At 73.1% G+C, this 16,792-nt stretch carries 16 protein-coding genes and 1 pseudogene; 3 read left to right on the top strand and 14 right to left on the bottom strand.

The window, feature by feature from the left end; translation table 11 throughout:
- Positions 1-204: 204 nt before the first annotated feature.
- Together ACVV2G_RS08650 and ACVV2G_RS08645 are read right to left on the bottom strand one after the other, a co-directional pair.
- Complete coding sequence (locus tag ACVV2G_RS08650; protein ID WP_453842001.1) at positions 205-726, bottom strand: DUF3515 family protein; 522 nt, start codon at positions 724-726, stop codon at positions 205-207.
- Between the two features lie 150 nt (positions 727-876).
- On the bottom strand, positions 877-2,160 hold the full coding sequence (locus ACVV2G_RS08645; RefSeq protein WP_453842000.1) for an adenylosuccinate synthase: 1,284 nt from the start codon (positions 2,158-2,160) through the stop codon (positions 877-879).
- Positions 2,161-2,345: 185 nt separating this feature from the next.
- Between ACVV2G_RS08645 and ACVV2G_RS08640 the strand changes: the two genes are divergently transcribed.
- Entirely contained in the window at positions 2,346-3,308 is a 963-nt protein-coding gene (locus ACVV2G_RS08640) for a diacylglycerol kinase (RefSeq protein WP_453841999.1), read from the top strand.
- Between the two features lie 38 nt (positions 3,309-3,346).
- On the opposite strand, the gene ACVV2G_RS08635 is transcribed toward ACVV2G_RS08640, so the two are convergent.
- Entirely contained in the window at positions 3,347-3,871 is a 525-nt protein-coding gene (locus ACVV2G_RS08635; RefSeq protein WP_453841998.1) for a GbsR/MarR family transcriptional regulator, read from the bottom strand.
- 73 nt (positions 3,872-3,944) lie between these two features.
- Between ACVV2G_RS08635 and ACVV2G_RS08630 the strand changes: the two genes are divergently transcribed.
- Both ACVV2G_RS08630 and ACVV2G_RS08625 read left to right on the top strand, forming a co-directional pair.
- Positions 3,945-4,955 carry an ABC transporter ATP-binding protein gene (locus ACVV2G_RS08630; RefSeq protein WP_453841997.1) on the top strand — a complete coding sequence of 337 codons (1,011 nt, stop codon included), beginning with the start codon at positions 3,945-3,947 and terminating at the stop codon, positions 4,953-4,955.
- Positions 4,952-6,619, top strand: coding sequence for an ABC transporter permease (locus ACVV2G_RS08625; protein WP_453841996.1), 1,668 nt, complete (start codon positions 4,952-4,954; stop codon positions 6,617-6,619). The genes ACVV2G_RS08630 and ACVV2G_RS08625 overlap by 4 nt, the downstream gene beginning before the upstream one ends.
- A 15-nt stretch (positions 6,620-6,634) precedes the next feature.
- Here the strand turns inward: ACVV2G_RS08625 and ACVV2G_RS08620 are convergent, their stop codons facing one another.
- The 11 genes and pseudogenes from ACVV2G_RS08620 to pyrE all read right to left on the bottom strand — a co-directional run bounded on the left by ACVV2G_RS08620 (position 6,635) and on the right by pyrE (position 16,792).
- Positions 6,635-7,852, bottom strand: a complete 1,218-nt coding sequence (locus tag ACVV2G_RS08620) for a cytochrome P450 (protein WP_453841995.1) — start codon at positions 7,850-7,852, stop codon at positions 6,635-6,637.
- 147 nt (positions 7,853-7,999) lie between these two features.
- A complete protein-coding gene (locus ACVV2G_RS08615) occupies positions 8,000-8,674 on the bottom strand; it encodes a response regulator transcription factor (protein WP_453841994.1) in 675 nt (224 codons plus the stop codon).
- A complete protein-coding gene (locus ACVV2G_RS08610) occupies positions 8,671-10,017 on the bottom strand; it encodes a sensor histidine kinase (RefSeq protein WP_453841993.1) in 1,347 nt (448 codons plus the stop codon). Before ACVV2G_RS08610 ends, ACVV2G_RS08615 begins: the two co-directional genes overlap by 4 nt.
- An 80-nt stretch (positions 10,018-10,097) precedes the next feature.
- Positions 10,098-10,295: pseudogene (locus ACVV2G_RS08605) on the bottom strand (acyltransferase family protein); the annotation flags it as partial.
- A 354-nt stretch (positions 10,296-10,649) separates the two neighbouring features.
- Positions 10,650-11,558: an alpha/beta hydrolase gene (locus ACVV2G_RS08600; protein WP_453841992.1), complete on the bottom strand. Its 909-nt coding sequence runs from the start codon at positions 11,556-11,558 to the stop codon at positions 10,650-10,652.
- 102 nt (positions 11,559-11,660) lie between these two features.
- Complete coding sequence (locus tag ACVV2G_RS08595; protein ID WP_453841991.1) at positions 11,661-12,053, bottom strand: hypothetical protein; 393 nt, start codon at positions 12,051-12,053, stop codon at positions 11,661-11,663.
- A 152-nt stretch (positions 12,054-12,205) separates the two neighbouring features.
- Positions 12,206-13,477, bottom strand: coding sequence for a kynureninase (gene kynU / locus ACVV2G_RS08590; protein ID WP_453841990.1), 1,272 nt, complete (start codon positions 13,475-13,477; stop codon positions 12,206-12,208).
- A complete protein-coding gene (locus tag ACVV2G_RS08585; RefSeq protein ID WP_453841989.1) occupies positions 13,470-14,285 on the bottom strand; it encodes a tryptophan 2,3-dioxygenase family protein in 816 nt (271 codons plus the stop codon). Before ACVV2G_RS08585 ends, kynU begins: the two co-directional genes overlap by 8 nt.
- 143 nt (positions 14,286-14,428) lie before the next feature.
- Positions 14,429-14,842, bottom strand: coding sequence for a DUF3151 domain-containing protein (locus ACVV2G_RS08580; protein ID WP_453841988.1), 414 nt, complete (start codon positions 14,840-14,842; stop codon positions 14,429-14,431).
- Positions 14,843-15,031: 189 nt separating this feature from the next.
- Complete coding sequence (fbaA, locus tag ACVV2G_RS08575) at positions 15,032-16,063, bottom strand: class II fructose-bisphosphate aldolase (protein ID WP_453841987.1); 1,032 nt, start codon at positions 16,061-16,063, stop codon at positions 15,032-15,034.
- Positions 16,064-16,219: 156 nt separating this feature from the next.
- Positions 16,220-16,792 (bottom strand): orotate phosphoribosyltransferase, encoded by a 573-nt coding sequence (pyrE, locus tag ACVV2G_RS08570; RefSeq protein WP_453841986.1) that lies wholly within the window; start codon positions 16,790-16,792, stop codon positions 16,220-16,222.

Raw genomic sequence — 16,792 nt, 5'->3', positions numbered from 1 at the left:
CCGCCGCGGGAAAGCAACGTGAACGGCCCCCGCGCCCGCGACAGGGACCGGGTGACCGGACCTGCGGGGGGGGCGGGGCCTGTGCGAAGGGCAGGCGCTGTGCAAACGGCCCTGTGCGGGTGACAGGCCCTGTGCGGGTGACGGGCAGGATCTGTGCGAGGGGCAGCTCTGTACGAGCGGTGGGGCCTGTGCGAGGGGCAGGCGCTAGAGGACGTCGGCGTCGGCCAGGCCGACGCACTTCCGCTCCTGCGGGATCCACTTCACGGCGGGGTCCAGCGCGGCGAGGATGCCGCCCACCTCCTCGCGCGGCCCGGAGTACGTGAACTCCACGGCCGGTGAGCGGCCGTACGTCCGCAGGACGCTGACGCCGTCCCGCTTGAGCCGCTCCTCGTCCAGGACCCAGTCGACGCCGTCGACCGTGACGCAGAGGTTGATGTTGGGCGGCAGCTCCTCTGCGCCGCAGCGGAACACCGCGGACTGGCCGCCCCAGGCCGCGACCCCCTGCCCGAGGGTCCAGTCGCGCTCCGCGCCGGGTATGCCGTCCGGCAGGCGCGAGACCACCTCGTCGCACTTGGCGTCGTCCGCGTGCGGGGCGGGGGAGACACGGTGGGCGTCGACGACGAGGAGCCCGCCGGCCACGGCGACGACCGCCACGGTCAGCCAGATCCACATCCGGACGGTGGGCCTCCGGCGCAGACCGACGGGCAGGGGGTTACCGATCCGCATGTTCCACCCGCTCCGCGCTCCTCGTCCGCTGCTGGCACCCGCCAGCGTATCCGGCACCCGATCGCGGCTTTCCGCCGCGCTCCGCCCACCACCGGAAACGGCCGGGGCCCCCGAGCTGGGGCCCCGGCCGTCGCCGTCCGTCCGCGGTTCCTACAGGAACGAGTTGATCTCGATCGTCTCGTCCCGGCCCGGTCCGACGCCGATCGCGGAGATCGGGGCGCCGGACATCTCCTCGAGCGCCTTGACGTACGCCTGGGCGTTCTTCGGCAGGTCGGAGAAGGACTTCGCCCTGCTGATGTCCTCGCTCCAGCCCGGCAGCATCTCGTAGACCGGCTTCGCGTGGTGGAAGTCGGACTGCGAGTACGGCAGCTCCTCGACACGCTTGCCGTCGATCTCGTAGGCCACGCAGACCGGGATCTGCTCCCAGCCGGTGAGCACGTCGAGCTTGGTGAGGAAGAAGTCCGTGAGGCCGTTGACGCGGGTGGCGTAGCGGGCGATCACCGCGTCGAACCAGCCGCAGCGGCGGTCACGGCCGGTCGTCACACCCCGCTCGCCGCCGATGCGGCGCAGCGCCTCGCCGTCCTCGTCGAACAGCTCGGTCGGGAAGGGACCGGCGCCGACGCGGGTCGTGTACGCCTTGAGGATGCCGATGACCCGGCTGATCTTCGTCGGGCCCACGCCGGCGCCGGTGCAGGCGCCGCCCGCGGTCGGGTTCGACGAGGTGACGAAGGGGTACGTGCCGTGGTCGATGTCCAGGAGCGTGCCCTGGCCGCCCTCGAAGAGGACCACCTTGTCGTCGTCGAGCGCCTGGTTGAGGACCAGGACGGTGTCGGCGACGTACGGGCGGAGCTTGTCCGCGTAGCCCAGCAGCTCCTCGACCACCTGGTCGACGGCGATCGCGCGCCGGTTGTAGAGCTTGGTGAGCATCTGGTTCTTGACGTCGAGCGCCGCTTCGACCTTCTGGGTGAGGATCGACTCGTCGTACAGGTCCTGGACGCGGATGCCGACACGGTTGATCTTGTCGGCGTAGGTCGGGCCGATGCCGCGGCCGGTGGTGCCGATCTTGCGCTTGCCGAGGAAGCGTTCCGTCACCTTGTCGACGGTCACGTTGTACGGCGTGATGATGTGCGCGTTTCCGCTGATCAGGAGCTTGGACGTGTCGACACCGCGCTCGTTCAGCCCGCTCAGCTCGGAGAACAGGACCGACGGGTCGACCACGACGCCGTTACCGATGACCGGCGTACAGCCGGGAGACAGGATTCCGGAAGGGAGCAGGTGAAGGGCGTACTTCTGATCGCCCACGACTACCGTGTGGCCGGCGTTGTTGCCGCCCTGGTAGCGCACCACATAGTCGACGGATCCACCGAGCAGGTCCGTCGCCTTTCCCTTGCCTTCGTCACCCCACTGAGCACCGAGCAGCACAAGTGCGGGCACGCGCGTACACCCCTTCCGGGCGGGGCATGTCCAAGGTCGAGGGCGTACGCGGAGGGGATCCACCGCGTGCACCGCGACCGTCATTGGCCGCCAACCGTCGGACCGGATGCCCCGGAATAGACGAAGCCCCTGGCGCAGTAGCGCAAGGGGCTCTTGCACAAAGATGCTACCCGAGGAAGCGAGGCATGGCCGAGGTGGCGACTTCCGCGAACTCTTCCGCGAGAGATTCCGCGCGGCCCGATCAGCTTCTGGTGGTCGTCGATCCGGCCGCCCGGCGGATGGACGGGGAGTCCGTCCGGATAGCGAAAGACGTGCTCAGCGCGGGTGCGGCGAGTACGAAGGTGTGTCTGCCGGACGGTCCGGAGGAGTTCGCCCGGGCGTTGCGGCGGCGGGGTTCGCGGCGGCCCGTCGTGGTCGGGGACGACCGCGCGCTGCTGCGGGCGGTGGGTCTGCTGCACCGGCACCGGGAGCTCGCGGCGTGCGCGCTGTCCGTGGTGCCGGTGGGGCAGGTGCTGGGCCTCAGCCGGTCGCTCGGGCTGCCGTCGGGCGCGGTGGCGGCGGCACGGTCGGTGCTGGACGGGGCGGAACGGCGACTGGACCTGCTCGTCGACGACAGTGACGGGGTGGTGCTGGGGGCGGTGGGCATTCCCCCGGCCGCCGAGCACGAGGGTGCGGGCACGGGGCGGGGGGCTGGGCGGGGTACGGGGGCGGGCGACGGGCGGGGCGTGTCGGCCACGGCGTCGGCTTCGGCGCACCCCTGGCTGCGGACCTGCCAGTCCCTCGTACGGACGCTGGCGCCCTCGCGTCCGGCGCGGGGCGCGGTCACCGTGGGGGCGAACGGGCCGGTCCGGCTGCGGGTGGAGGTCGACGGGGTGACGCTGGTGGATCTGGACCAGCCGGTGGAGGCGGTGTCCGTGACACCGGGCGCGGGCGGACTGGCCGTGGTGGAGGTGCGGCCGGTGTCGGTGGGCGCGGAGGCGTCACCGCTGACGGCGAGCGGGCGGACGGTGACGGTGTCGGGGGCGCACTTCCGGTACCGGGCCGACGAGGTGGTGTCGGGGCCGGTACGGACGCGGACGTGGACGGTACGGGAGGGGGCGTGGGGGCTGACGCTGCCGACGGGGTGGGGGGCGGGGGGTGGGGACTGACGCCGCCGTCGGGTGGCGGCTCGCGTCCCCGCTTCCGCTCAGCTCCGTCCGAACCGTTCCTCCCGGTGGACGCGCCAGCGTTCCATCATCGCCCCGAGTTCCCTCTCCATGAACTCGAAGAACGCCAGCGTCTCGGCCATGCGGCGGCCCGCCGGCGTCTCGGCGCCGAGGCTGGTGACGCCCTCGCGCAGCGCGCTCTCCCACTGCTTGAGGACCGCCTCGCGGTTGGTGAGGGCCTCGTACCACTGGTCGCTGCGCACCCGGTACCGCTCCCGGCGCGAGCCGGGTTCGCGCTCGCGCGAGACCATGTGCTGCTGCGAGAGGTAGCGGACGGCGCCCGAGACGGCGGCCGGGCTGACCTGGAGCCGCTCGCCGAGGTCGGCCGAGGTGAGCGCGCCGGCGTCGGAGGCCAGCAGTGCGGTGAAGACCCGGGCCGGCATCCGCTGCATTCCGCCCTCGACGAGCTGGGCGGCGAAGCTCTCCACGAACTTTCCCACGGCCTCGGGGTCACGCTCCCACTCCGTCACCCCCGCCGTCTCCTCCGCCCCCGCCGCTTCCCTCATCCTTCGATCATCCCTCACATCCTGGCGCTTTCTTAACTTCACAAATTTATGAAAGTAGCGTACCTTCCGAAACATGACGAAGGCAATCAGCGTCTCCGGGCTCCACAAGTCGTTCGGCCGGACGCGCGCGCTGGACGGCCTCGACCTGGCCGTCGAAGCCGGCGAGGTCCACGGCTTCCTCGGCCCCAACGGCGCCGGCAAGTCCACCGCCATCCGCGTCCTGCTCGGCCTGCTGCGCGCCGACTCGGGCGCCGCGCAGGTACTCGGCCGTGATCCGTGGGCGGACGCCGTCGACCTGCACCGCCGGCTCGCCTACGTCCCCGGCGACGTCGAGCTGTGGCCCGGCCTCACCGGCGGTGAGGCGATCGACCTGCTCGGGCGGCTCCGCGGCGGGCTCGACCGGCGGCGCCGCGCCGAACTCACCGAGCGGTTCGGCCTGGACCCGACCAAGAAGGGCCGCGCGTACTCCAAGGGCAACCGGCAGAAGGTCGCCATCGTCGCGGCACTCGCCTCGGACGCCGAACTGCTCCTCCTCGACGAACCGACCGCGGGCCTGGACCCCCTCATGGAGGTCGTCTTCCAGGACGTCATCACCGAGGCCAAGACCGCAGGCAAGACCGTCCTGCTCTCCAGTCACATCCTGGCCCAGGTGGAGAAGCTCGCCGACCGGGTGAGCATCATCCGGCTCGGCCGGATCGTCCAGTCCGGCACCCTCGGCGAGCTGCGGCACCTGACCCGCACCACCATCGAGGCGGAGACCGAGCGCCCGGCCACCGGCCTGGAGACGCTGCCCGGCGTCCACGACCTGCGGACCACCGACGGCAGGGTCCGCTTCGCCGTCGACGGCACCGAGATCGACGGAGCGGTCCGCAAACTCACCGAGTTCGGCATCCGCGGCCTCGTCAGCCATCCACCGACCCTGGAGGAGCTGATGCTGCGCCACTACGACGACGCCCTGCCCGCCGCCGACCGGAACGGGCACCCGCGCGCCACCACGGACGGCGGCCCACGCGACGGTGCGGACGGCGGCGCGAACGGCGGCACGCGCGACGGTGCGGACGGCGCTCACGGAGCCACGCGATGACCTCCACGACGGCGACCACCGCCAAGGCCCCGGCAAGCCCCCGGCCCGGCGCGGGCGGCACGGCCGCCCTGGCCGGCACCGGCACGCTGATCCGCTTCGCCCTGCGCCGCGACCGCGTCCGGCTCCCGGTGTGGATCGCGGCACTGCTCCTCGGCACCCTGTCGACGGCGAACAGCTTCACCGAGCTGTACGGCTCCCCCGAGGACCGGGCCAACGCCGTGGAGACCATGAGCAGCCCGGCGGGCCTCGCCATGACGGGCCCGCGCCACTACCTGGACGACTACACCTCCGGCGCCATGCTCGGCCACCAGATGCTCGGCTTCACGGCCGTCCTCGTCGGGTTGATGAGCGTCCTGGCCGTCATCCGGCACACCCGGGCCGAGGAGGAGACCGGACGGGCCGAACTGCTGCGCTCGGCGGTGGTCGGCCGGCACGCCCACCTCGCCGCCGCCCTGTCGGTCGCCATCCTGGCCAACCTGGCCCTCGCCCTCCTGCTGGCCCTCGGTCTGACCGGCCTCGGCATCGACGGCGTCGACGCCTCCGGGTCGCTGCTGTACGGCGCCGGCCACGCCGCCGCCGGCCTCGTCTTCGCCGCCGTCGCCGCCGTCACCGTCCAGGTCACCGCACACGCGCGCAGCGCCACCGGCATGGCGATCGCGGTGATCGGCGTCGCCTACGTGCTGCGTGCCGCCGGCGACAGCGGCCCGAACAGCGCCCTGTCCTGGCTCTCCCCGATCGGCTGGACGCAGCGCACCTACGTCTACGTCGACGACGACTGGTGGCCGCTGCTGCTGTGCCTCGCCCTGGCCGTGGCCTGCGCGGCGACGGGGTTCGTGCTCTCCGCCCGGCGGGACGTGGGCGCCGGCCTGCGGCCGGAGAAGCTCGGCAGCCCGCACGCCTCCGACGCCCTCGGCACCCCCCTCGGTTTCGCCCTGCGGCTGCACCGCGGCATGCTCGCCGGCTTCGGGGCGGGCCTGTTCCTGATGGGCGCCATGTACGGCTCGATCCTCGGGCAGGCCGAGGACATGCTGAAGGACATCGACCAGATCCAGGACGCCCTGGAGCGCCTCGGGGGTTCCAGCATGGCGGAGTCGTTCGCCTCCATGGTCATGGTGGTCGTCACGGTGGTCGCCGCGGTGTACGTGGTGATGACGGCGCTGCGGCCCCGGGCCGAGGAGACCTCGGGCCGGGCCGAGCCACTGCTCTCCACCGCCCTGTCGCGCGGGCGCTGGGCCGGCAGCCACCTGGCCGTGGCCATCGGATGCGGCACGCTCGTCCTGCTGCTGGCCGGCCTCGGGATGGGCCTGGCGGGCGCCGCCTCGACCGGCGACGGCGGGCTGCTGCCCGAGCTGGTGGGCGCGGCCCTCGCCTACGCGCCCGCCCTGTGGGTCACGGCCGGGGTGGCGGCGGTGCTCTTCGGCTGGTTCCCGCGGGCGAGCGCGGCGGCCTGGATCGTGCCCGCGTACGCCTTCGTCGTCGGCTACCTCGGCCAGATCCTCCGGTTCCCCGACTGGATGAACAACCTGTCCCCCTTCGGCCACGTTCCCCGGCTCCCGGCCGCGGACATGGAATGGACCCCCCTGCTGGTGCTGACACTCGTCGCCGCCGGCCTGGTATGGCTGGGCCTGGCGGGCTTCCGGCGGCGGGACCTGGAGACGAAGTAGGCGCGAGCGGGCGTCCTACACCTCGACGGCCAGCCCCTCCAGCCCCCGCATGACGAAGTGGGGCCTGCGCTCCGGCTCCGCGGCGAGCCGGAGCGCGGGCGCCCGCTCCAGCAGGGACGTCATGGACGCCGCCAGTTCGATGCGGGCCAGTGGGGCGCCGATGCAGTAGTGGATGCCGGCGCTGAAGGAGATGTGGGGGTTGTCCCGGCGGGTGAGGTCGAGGCGGTCGGGGGCGGTGAAGACCGCCGGGTCGTGGTTGGCGGAGCCGAACAGCATCGCCACCTCCGCGCCCCTCGGCAGCACCGTGCCGTCGATCTCGATCTCGTCCAGCACCCAGCGCTCGAAGAACTGGAGCGGAGTGTCGTAGCGCATCAGCTCCTCGACGGCACGGGGGACGAGGGAGTGGTCCGCGCGCAGGGCCGCCAGCTGGTCCGGATTGCGGAAGAGGGCGAACCAGCCGTTGGCCGTGGCGTTCACCGTGGTCTCGTGACCGGCGTTCAGGAGCAGGACGCAGGTCGAGATCATCTCCTGCTCGGTGAGCCGGTCGTCCTCGTCGTGGGCGGCGATCAGACCCGAGATCAGGTCGTCCCCGGGCTCCTTGCGGCGGGCCGCGATCAGACCGCGCAGGTACTCCGAGAAGTCGAGCGACGCGCGGACCGCCTTCGCCGCCGTCTCCTCGGACGGGTTCAGCTCGTACATCCCGCAGATGTCCGCCGACCAGGGACGCAGCGGCCCCCGGTCCGACTCCGGGATGCCCAGCATCTCGGCGATCACGGCGACCGGCAGCGGTTCGGCCACCTCCCGCAGCAGGTCACCGCCGCCCGCCGCCACCAGCCGGGACACCAGGACGTCCGCGAGCCCGCACACGTACGGCCTCAGCCGCTCCACCGTCCGCGGGGTGAACGCCTTCGACACCAGGCGCCGGATACGGGGGTGGTCCGGCGGCTCCAGGTCGAGCATCCCGTGGTCGTTCAGCGTGTGGAAGGGCTCCTGCTCCGGCGGGGGCGGGGTGCGTCCGAAGTCCTCGTGCGTGAAACGGTGCCGGTAGGTCCGGCCCAGGCGGCGGTCGCGCAGCAGCGCCGAGACGTCCGCGTGGTGCGGGACCAGCCACTGGTCACTGGGCGCGTAGTAGTGCACCCGGCCCCGGGCCCGCAGCTCGGCGAAGGCGGGGTACGGGTCGGCGACGAACGCCGGGTCCCACGGGTCGAACGCGAGGTCGGATGCAGCCGTCATGAACGGACGATAGGACGCCGACCGGGCCCCTGCCCAGAGGATCCCGCACCGGAATAGGAACATCCGCACGGAGGCGTGCGTGCCGGGAGAAGGCGGGCGCGCGGGAGGCGTGCGCGTGCCGATCACCCCGGCGTGACCGTGCACCGATCACCCCGGCGTGACCAGCCGGGCCTCGTAGGCGAAGACCGCGGCCTGGGTACGGTCCCTGAGGCCCAGCTTCACCAGGATGCGGCTGACGTGCGTCTTGATCGTCGACTCGGCGACGACCAGGTGACCGGCGATCTCCGCGTTCGACAGGCCCTGGGCGATGAGCACCAGGACCTCCGTCTCCCGGTCGGTCAGTTCGCCGTACGCCGCCTGCGCCTGCGGCATCAGACGCGGGCCCTCGGACAGCTTCGAGAACTCGGTGATCAGACGCCTGGTGACCGAGGGGGCCAGCAGTGCCTCCCCGCCGGCGACCACCCGCACCCCGTCGGCGAGCTGGCGGGCCGAGGCGTCCTTGAGGAGGAAGCCGGAAGCGCCCGCGCGCAGCGCCTGGTACACGTACTCGTCGAGGTCGAAGGTGGTCAGCACCAGCACCTTCGACGCACCGTCCGCCGCGATGATCTCCCTCGTCGCCTCGATGCCGTTCAGCTCCGGCATGCGGATGTCCATCAGGACGACGTCGGGGGCGAGCTCGCGGACCTTGTCGACGGCCTCGCGGCCGTTGACCGCCTCGCCGACGACCTCGATGTCCGGCATCGCGTTCAACAGGACCGAGAATCCCTCGCGCACCATCATCTGGTCGTCGGCGACCAGTACGCGGATCGTGCCGCCGGTCATGCGTCACCTTCGTTCGGCGCGGTGACCGGCAGGAACACCGCCACCTCGTAGCCCCCCTCGTCGGTGGGGCCGGCGGTCATCCCGCCGTTCAGCATCGACACCCGCTCCCGCATGCCGGTGATGCCGTGTCCGGCGCCGGGTGAGGGCTTGACGAAACCGGCCTCGGGGATCGGGCCGTTGACGATGCGCAGCCCCAGGCCGCCCAGCACGTAGGAGACCTCGACGCGGGCGGTCGCGCCGGGCGCGTGCCGCAGGGTGTTGCTCAGTGCCTCCTGCACGATCCGGTACGCCGACAGCTCCACGCCGGGCGGCAGCTCACGCACCGCGCCGGTCACCGCCTTCTCCACGCTCAGGCCGGCGTCGCGGACGTTGGCGAGCAGGGCGTCCAGGTCTGCGAGCGTGGGCTGCGGGGCGTCCGGGACCTCGTAGTCCTCGGCGCGGACGACACCGAGGACGCGGCGCAGCTCGGTGAGCGCGGCCACCGCGTTCTCGCGGATGGTGGCGAAGGCCCGCTCCAGCTCCTCCGGTGGGTTCTCCACCCGGTAGGGGGCGGCCTCGGCCTGGATGGCGACCACCGACATGTGGTGGGCGACCACGTCGTGCAGCTCGCGGGCGATGGTGGTGCGCTCCTCCAGCAGGGTCCGACGGGACCGCTCGTGCGCGGTCACCGTCTCCTGCGCGGTCACCTGCCGCCGGGCGTCCCGGCGGATGTGCCACACGGAGACCACGAGCAGGGCGAAGGCCGTGAGGACCAGCAGCGGGGAGGAATTGCCGCCGTAGTGGCCGGCGCCCCAGACGGACTCGTTGGCGAAGCCGTACGCGGCGGTCAGGGCCCACATCCACGCCGCCGCCCGGGGCCGGGTGCGTATCGCCACGATCACCATCACCGCCGCGTGGCAGATGAACGCGCCGGGCGGCCACGGCCAGTCCCCCCAGCTGCTGCCGAGCAGCGCGACCACCGGGGTCGCCGCCATGGACATCCAGAAGGCGCCGACCGGCCGGACCAGTGTCGCGAGCACCGGGACCGCGCACACCAGGCCGCTCATCAGGGCCGGCGGGCCGTCGTTCGTACCGCCGGCCACGCCGCCGTAGAAGGACAGCAGCGCCACGGCGGCCACCACCGCGTACGGAAGGCGGGCCGCGTACGGCCGCATCCGGGCGGGCAGGCGGCGGACCCACGGACCGTCCGTGGCCGTGCGGGTCAGCGGACGGTAGGCGAAGGCGTCGTGGAACAGCTCCCTGCGCAGTCCGCTCAGGGCGTCCATCGCCAGCCGGTACTCGGGGCTGCGGGACCCGCCCCCGTCTCCGGGGGGCGTGGTCCACGTCTGGGTCGTCTCGGTCACATGGGCAACGGTAGGCGGCCCGGGATGGCGCGGTCGTCACCAGTGAGGGGGGTCCTCGGGTGTCCGCCTCAGGTACTACGGGGAGTACGGACGGACACCTCGGCGCCGGGGACGCCGACCGTCGACGCCGGGTAGCCCGCCCAGGCGACGAGCGCCGCGGTCGCCGCCGTACCGCCGGTGAGCAGGAGCCGGCCCGCGCCGCGGTCCAGTGCGCCGCGGGTCCAGGCGGCGCCGAGCGTGTGGGGGACCAGCCGGCCGGCGGCGAGGTTGATCCAGCCGCGCGGGGGCACCGCGGCCCCTCGGACGAGCGCGGCGAGGACGGTACGACGCCATCTGCTCACGCGCCGCCGCCAACGTACCGCCGGCCCGGACCCCATGGTCTCTCCCCTCCGGCTCACCCGCCCATCGGGCTTGCCTGAGAAGGAAGTCATGCATCGCGCCGGGTAACTCGCGTCCCGCCAGGGAGCTCATCCGCGGGGTAGCTCTCAGGTATTACGGGTACAACCGGGCGGCCCGCACCGCACCGCACCGCACGCGCACCACAGGCACCACACACACCGCACCGGCACCCCCGCCTGCCCCCACCGCATCACCGGCCGCTCCCCGCCGCGCCCCCTCCCCCACACCCGGTCTCACCAAGCCAACTGCGCGATCTCCTCCGCCACCACCGCGCACGCGTCCGCCGCCGGGTCGATCAGCGGATAGTGGCCGACGTCCTCCAGCAGCGTCACCCCCACCACCTCCCCGGCCCTCGCCGCCGCGTCGGCGTACGCCTCGGCGACCGCCTGCGGGACGTCCACGTCGGCACGGCCCTGGACGAGGGTCGTCGCGATGCCGGTGGGCAGCAGCAGGGCGGGATCGGCGTACGGCCGACGCTCCTCGAACACCTCGCCGTCCCCCAGGAACTGGCGCACCGCACCACCGCACACGTCCAGCTCACCGGCGGCCCGGAGGTCGGCGATCGGCGCGAGGGCGACCACCCCGCGCAAGGGCGCCGGACGGTCCAGGTGCCAGGGGGCGTCGGCGGGCAGCAGGTGCCGGGCCGCCGCCCACAGGGCGAGGTGACCGCCCGCGGAGTGGCCGGTGAGCACCATGCGGTGCGCGTCGGCCTGCGGGAGGTGCTGCCGTACCAGCGCGGGCAGCGCGTCCAGCGCGGCGGCCACGTCGTCGAAGGTGTCGGGCCAGCGCCCCGCGACGGGTCCGCCCCCGGCCGCGCCCCCGCCCTCCGCACCGCGCCGGTACTCCACACTGGCCACGGCGAAGCCCCGACGGGCCAGGAAGCCGGCGAACGGACTGACGTGGCGGCGGTCGTACGGCGCCCGCCACGAGCCTCCGTGCAGGAGCACCACGACGGGAGCGGCGCCGCCCGGGCCGCCCGCTGAGCGCGGGACGTGGAAGTCGACGACCTGGTCGGGGTGATCGCCGTACACGGCGGTGGTGTCGGGGTCGGCCACCGGGTGCGAGAAGGCCGACTTCTCCTCCGCGCCCTCCGCGGCGTCCCTCGTGGCAGCGGTGCCCGGCTCTGCGGCGGCGTCCGGCATGCTCAACCTCTCAGCGGCGAAACGGTGTTGGCGGACCGGGGGATGGAAATCGGCCGTTGGCGGGACCGTATCAGGCCGGTGACGTGCGCGGACACGAGGATGTCACGCAGGGTGAAGGGAAGAGGTCCGGTCGGCGGCCGAGTCGCCGGGCCGGTCCCACCCCGTGAACTCGGGCTGCTCGTAGGGCGTCCACGCGGTCAGACCCCAGGTGCCGAGCGCGAGCGCGGCCACGGCGAGCAGCGCCGCCGCCCACGACCGCCCGCCCAGCAGCCGCAGTCCCACCGCCCAGGCGGCGACCGGTACGAGCGCCCCGCCCAGGGCGACGAGCGGAAGGTCGAGGTACAGCACGCCGAGGTCGCGATGCCGTCCGTCGAAGCCGCCGGTCACGCTGATGCGGGCGAGCGGCGCCCAGACGAGCACGGCGGTCGAGGCGCCGATCCCGCCCGCGACGAGGCAGCCGGCGCAGCCACGGGTCCGGTGATGCACGTCATCCACACCCACGTCCACGCGCCGGAGCCCGCCACGGTTCCCGGCGCACGCCCGGGACAGCTCAGCGCACACCCGAGACACCCCCACGCACACCCGGAACAGCCCGCACCAACACCCCGCCCCGACCCGAGACGCCCGAGCAAGCCGGCGTGGACCGGCTACCCGAGCGTCTCCGCCAGCACCCGCGCCGCCCGCTCGACGTCCGCGAACCGGACGTACAACGGGGTGAAGCCGAAGCGCAGGATGTCCGGGGCACGGAAGTCCCCGACCACCCCGCGCTCGATCAGGCGCTTCATCACGTCCCCGGCGTCGCCGCAGCGCAGCGCGACCTGGCTGCCCCGCTCCGCGTGCGCGGCCGGCGTCACGGACTCCACCCGGCCGTCCGGGACGTACTCCCCGACGCAGCGCAGGAAGAAGTCCGTCAGCGCCAGGGACTTGGCCCGCACCGCCTCGACCGACACCCCGTCCCACACCTCCAGGGCCGCCTCCAGGGCGAGCATCGAGAGGACGTCCGGCGTTCCGACGCGCCCGCGCACCGCACCGGAGGCCGGCGCGTAGGCGGGTGTCATGCCGAAGGGCTCGGCGTGCGAGTTCCAGCCCGGCAGGGGCGAGTCGAAGCGGCCCTGGAGGTCGCGCCGCACGTACAGGAACGCGGGCGAGCCGGGGCCGCCGTTGAGGTACTTGTAGGTGCAGCCGACCGCCAGGTCGACGCCGTGCTCGTCGAGCCCGACCGGCAGCGCGCCCGCGCTGTGGCACAGGTCCCAGACGGCGTACGCTCCCGCCGCGTGCACCGCGGCCGTGAGCGCCGGGAGGTCGTGCAGCCGGCCCGTGCGGTAGTCGACGTGGTTGAGCAGGACGGCGGCGGTGCGTTCCCCCAGCGCGGACGGCACCTCGGCCGGGGCGACCGGGCGCAGGGTGCGGCCCGTCATCCGGGCCGCCGACTCGGCGATGTACCCGTCCGTGGGGAAGGTGGTGGCGTCGACGAGGATCTCGTCCCGCCCCTCGTCCGCCATCCGTACGGCCGCCACGAGAGCCTTGAAGACGTTGACGCTCGTCGAGTCGCCCACCACGACCTGCCCGGCCGCGGCGCCGACCAGCGGGGCGATCCGGTCGCCGATCCGCTCGGGCGCGGTCCACCAGCCGCTCTCCTCCCAGGACCGGATGCGCAGCTCGCCCCACTGACGCCGTACGACGTCCTGGACGCGCGCGGGGACACCGGCCGGCAGGGCGCCGAGCGAGTTGCCGTCCAGATAGACGACGTCGTCCAGGACGAACCGCTCACGCAGTGCCGCCAGCCCGTCGACGGCGTCCAGCTTCCCGGCCTCGGCCACCAGCCCGTCGGCGGCGTCCGACTTCCCGCCCTCGGCCACCAACCCGTCGGCAGCGCCCAGCTTTCCGGCTTCGGCCGCCGGTCCGAGGCGCTCAGACATACGACCGCGCCGTCCACAGCTCGGGGAACACGCTGCCGCGGGCCCGCTTCTCCAGCCAGGCCACCCCGGCGGAGCCGCCGGTGCCGGTCTTGGAGCCCATCGCGCGGCGGGTGGCGACCAGGTGGTCGTTGCGCCAGCGCCACACCAGCTCGGCGACGTCCGTGAGCGCCTCGCCCAGACGGGCCAGCTCGCCGTTCTGGTCACCGGAATAGACGGCCGTCCAGGCGGCCTCCACCTCGGGTGCCGCCTCGTACTTCCGGGTGACGTCGCGCTCGAGCACGGCGTCCGGGATGTCGTACCCGCGCCGGGCGAGCATCCGGACCACCTCGTCGTACAGGCTCGGCTCGTGCAGCGCCTTCTCCAGCTCCGCGTGGACGCGGGGGGCGCCCCGGTGCGGGACGAGCATGGACGCGGACTTGTCGCCGAGCAGGAACTCCAGGCGGCGGTACATCGCCGACTGGAAGCCGGAGCCCTCGCCGAGGGCGCTCCGGTAGGAGTTGAACTGGGCGGGGGTGAGGCCCGCGAGCGGCGTCCAGGAGGCGTTCAGGGCCTCCAGTTCGCGCACCGAACGCTTCAGCGCGTCGGTCGCCACCTGGATCCGGTCCTCGCGCAGGGCGCGGGCCGCGGTCTCCCACTCGTGGACGATGACGGTGAACCACAGCTCCATGACCTGGGTCGTGACCAGGAAGACCATCTCTCCGGGATCGTCGGAGAGGGTGTGCTGGAGGTGGGTGAGCACGTCCGCCTTGACGTAGTCCTCGTACGGCGTGCTGCCCTCGAAGTCGAGATTCGGGGCGTCGTGGGACATCGCTGTCTCCTGATGGCACTACGGGTAGCGGTCCGCCCTGCCGTTACCGGCACGGGGCCCCGGTCCCCAACGGCATCCTCCGCAATCGTGCCAGGAAACCGCAAGGCCCGCCCGTCGCGGGCCCCGCGGACCGTCCCCCGGTGTCAGCCCAGCACCTCGGCCGCGGCCGGCGAGGAGTCCCTCAGGAACTGGCTGCAGCGCTCGTACTCCCCCTGCTCGCCGATCGCCTGGGCGGCGCGGGCGAGGGCGTGCAGGGCGCGCAGGAAGCCGCGGTTCGGCTCGTGCTCCCAGGGAACCGGGCCGTGGCCCTTCCAGCCGCTGCGGCGCAGCGAGTCCAGACCGCGGTGGTAGCCGGTACGGGCGTACGCGTACGACTCCACGACGCTGCCGCGCTCGAACGCCTCGTCGGCCAGCCGGGCCCAGGCCAGCGAGGACGTCGGGTACTTCGCGGCGACGTCGGCGGGCGTGGTCCCGCCCGCCAGCAGCTCACGCGGCCCCGGCTCGTCGGGGAGGTGGGTCGGGGGCGGTCCCCCGAGGAGGTTCTCGTGAATGGCCATGCGCACCAGTCTGCGTCATGCCGCCGGCGTGCGTGGCGCGGGCCCGCCCGCGCACGTGCGACGGGCCGGGCGCGCGTGGCGCGGGCCCGCCGCCCACGCACATCGCAGGCCCGCCCGCGCGCGTGGCGCGGGCCCGGCGCCTCGGGGGAGAGCCGGGGTGCCGGGCCCGTCGTACGGGTGCGGTGGCCGTTACTTGATCTTCTGGCCGGCCGAACGCAGGTGGCCGCAGGCCTCGACGACGCGCGCGGCCATGCCGGCCTCGGCGAGCTTGCCCCAGGTGCGCGGGTCGTAGGTCTTCTTGTTGCCGACCTCGCCGTCGACCTTCAGGACGCCGTCGTAGTTGCGGAGCACGTGGTCGGCGACCGGACGCGTGAAGGCGTACTGGGTGTCCGTGTCGATGTTCATCTTGACCACGCCGTTCTCCAGCGCGGTCGCGATCTCCTCGGCGGAGGAACCGGAGCCGCCGTGGAAGACGAAGTTGAACGGCTTGCTGCCGGCCGGCTGCCCGTACTTGGCGGCGACGCCCTCGTTCAGCTCCTTGAGCAGCTCGGGGCGGAGCACCACGTTGCCCGGCTTGTACACGCCGTGCACGTTGCCGAAGGACGCGGCGAGCAGGTAGCGGCCCTTCTCGCCGAGACCCAGGGCCTCGACGGTGCGGACCGCGTCGTCGACCGTCGTGTACAGGGAGTCGTTGATCTCGTGGGTGACGCCGTCCTCCTCGCCGCCGGTCGGGGTGATCTCGACCTCGAGGATGATCCTGGCGGCGCGGGCGCGCTCCAGCAGCTCGGTGGCGACGGAGAGGTTGTCGGCCAGGGTCTCGGCGGAACCGTCCCACATGTGCGACTGGAACAGCGGGTCGCGGCCGGCCTTGACGCGCTCCTCGGAGACCGCCAGCAGCGGACGGACGTACGTGTCGAGCTTGTCCTTCGGGCAGTGGTCCGTATGCAGCGCGACGGTGACGTCGTACTTCTCGGCGACGATGTGCGCGAACTCGGCGAGGGCGACGGCGCCGGTCACCATGTCCTTGTTGTGCTGGCCGCCCAGGAACTCGGCGCCGCCGGTGGAGATCTGGACGATGCCGTCGCTCTCCGCCTCCGCGAAACCGCGCAGGGCCGCGTGCAGCGTCTGGGAGGAGGTCACGTTGATGGCCGGGTAGGCGAACTTTCCTGCCTTCGCCCGGTCCAGCATCTCGTTGTAGACCTCGGGAGTTGCGATGGGCATGTCCGCTCCTTGTGTGTGCGGGTGGGCGTGATACGTGCGTGGGCCCTGACCTAGACCATGGGGGGCGACGTCATCGTCGGCCCCATCCTTCCAGACGGGCCGGGATCCTCCGAGTGGACGTCCGCCCCCTGGGCGGGTCCGTCGCCGGGGCCGGCCTCAGTCCAGGCCCAGCTCGTCCTTGCCGTACGCGTAGAGGTACGGCACCCCCGCGCCGGCCTCGATCTTCTCGGCGGCACCGGTCGCCCGGTCGACGATCGTCGCGACGGCCACGACCTCGGCGCCGGCCTCGCGCACGGCCTCGACGGCGGTGAGCGGGGAGCCGCCGGTGGTGGAGGTGTCCTCGACGACGAGGACGCGGCGGCCCTTGATGTCCGGGCCCTCGACGCGCCGCTGCAGACCGTGCGCCTTGGCGGCCTTGCGGACGACGAACGCGTCCAGGCGCTTTCCGCGCGCCGCGGCGGCGTGCAGCATGCTCGCGGCGACCGGGTCGGCGCCCATGGTCAGCCCGCCCACCGCGTCGAAGTCCAGGTCGGCGGTCAGGTCCAGCAGCACCTGCCCGACCAGCGGCGCGGCCTCGCCGTCCAGGGTGATGCGGCGCAGGTCGACGTAGTAGTCGGCCTCCAGGCCCGAGGAGAGGGTCACCTTGCCGTGCACCACGGCCTTGTCCTTGATCTGCTGCAGCAGCGCCGCGCGTGTGCCTGGCGGCGTTACTTCGTTGACGTCCGTCAT

This window comes from Streptomyces sp. JK94 (assembly GCF_053613315.1).
The sequence above is the reverse complement of the archived record's forward strand: the minus strand, read 5'-3'. Positions and strand labels throughout refer to the sequence as shown.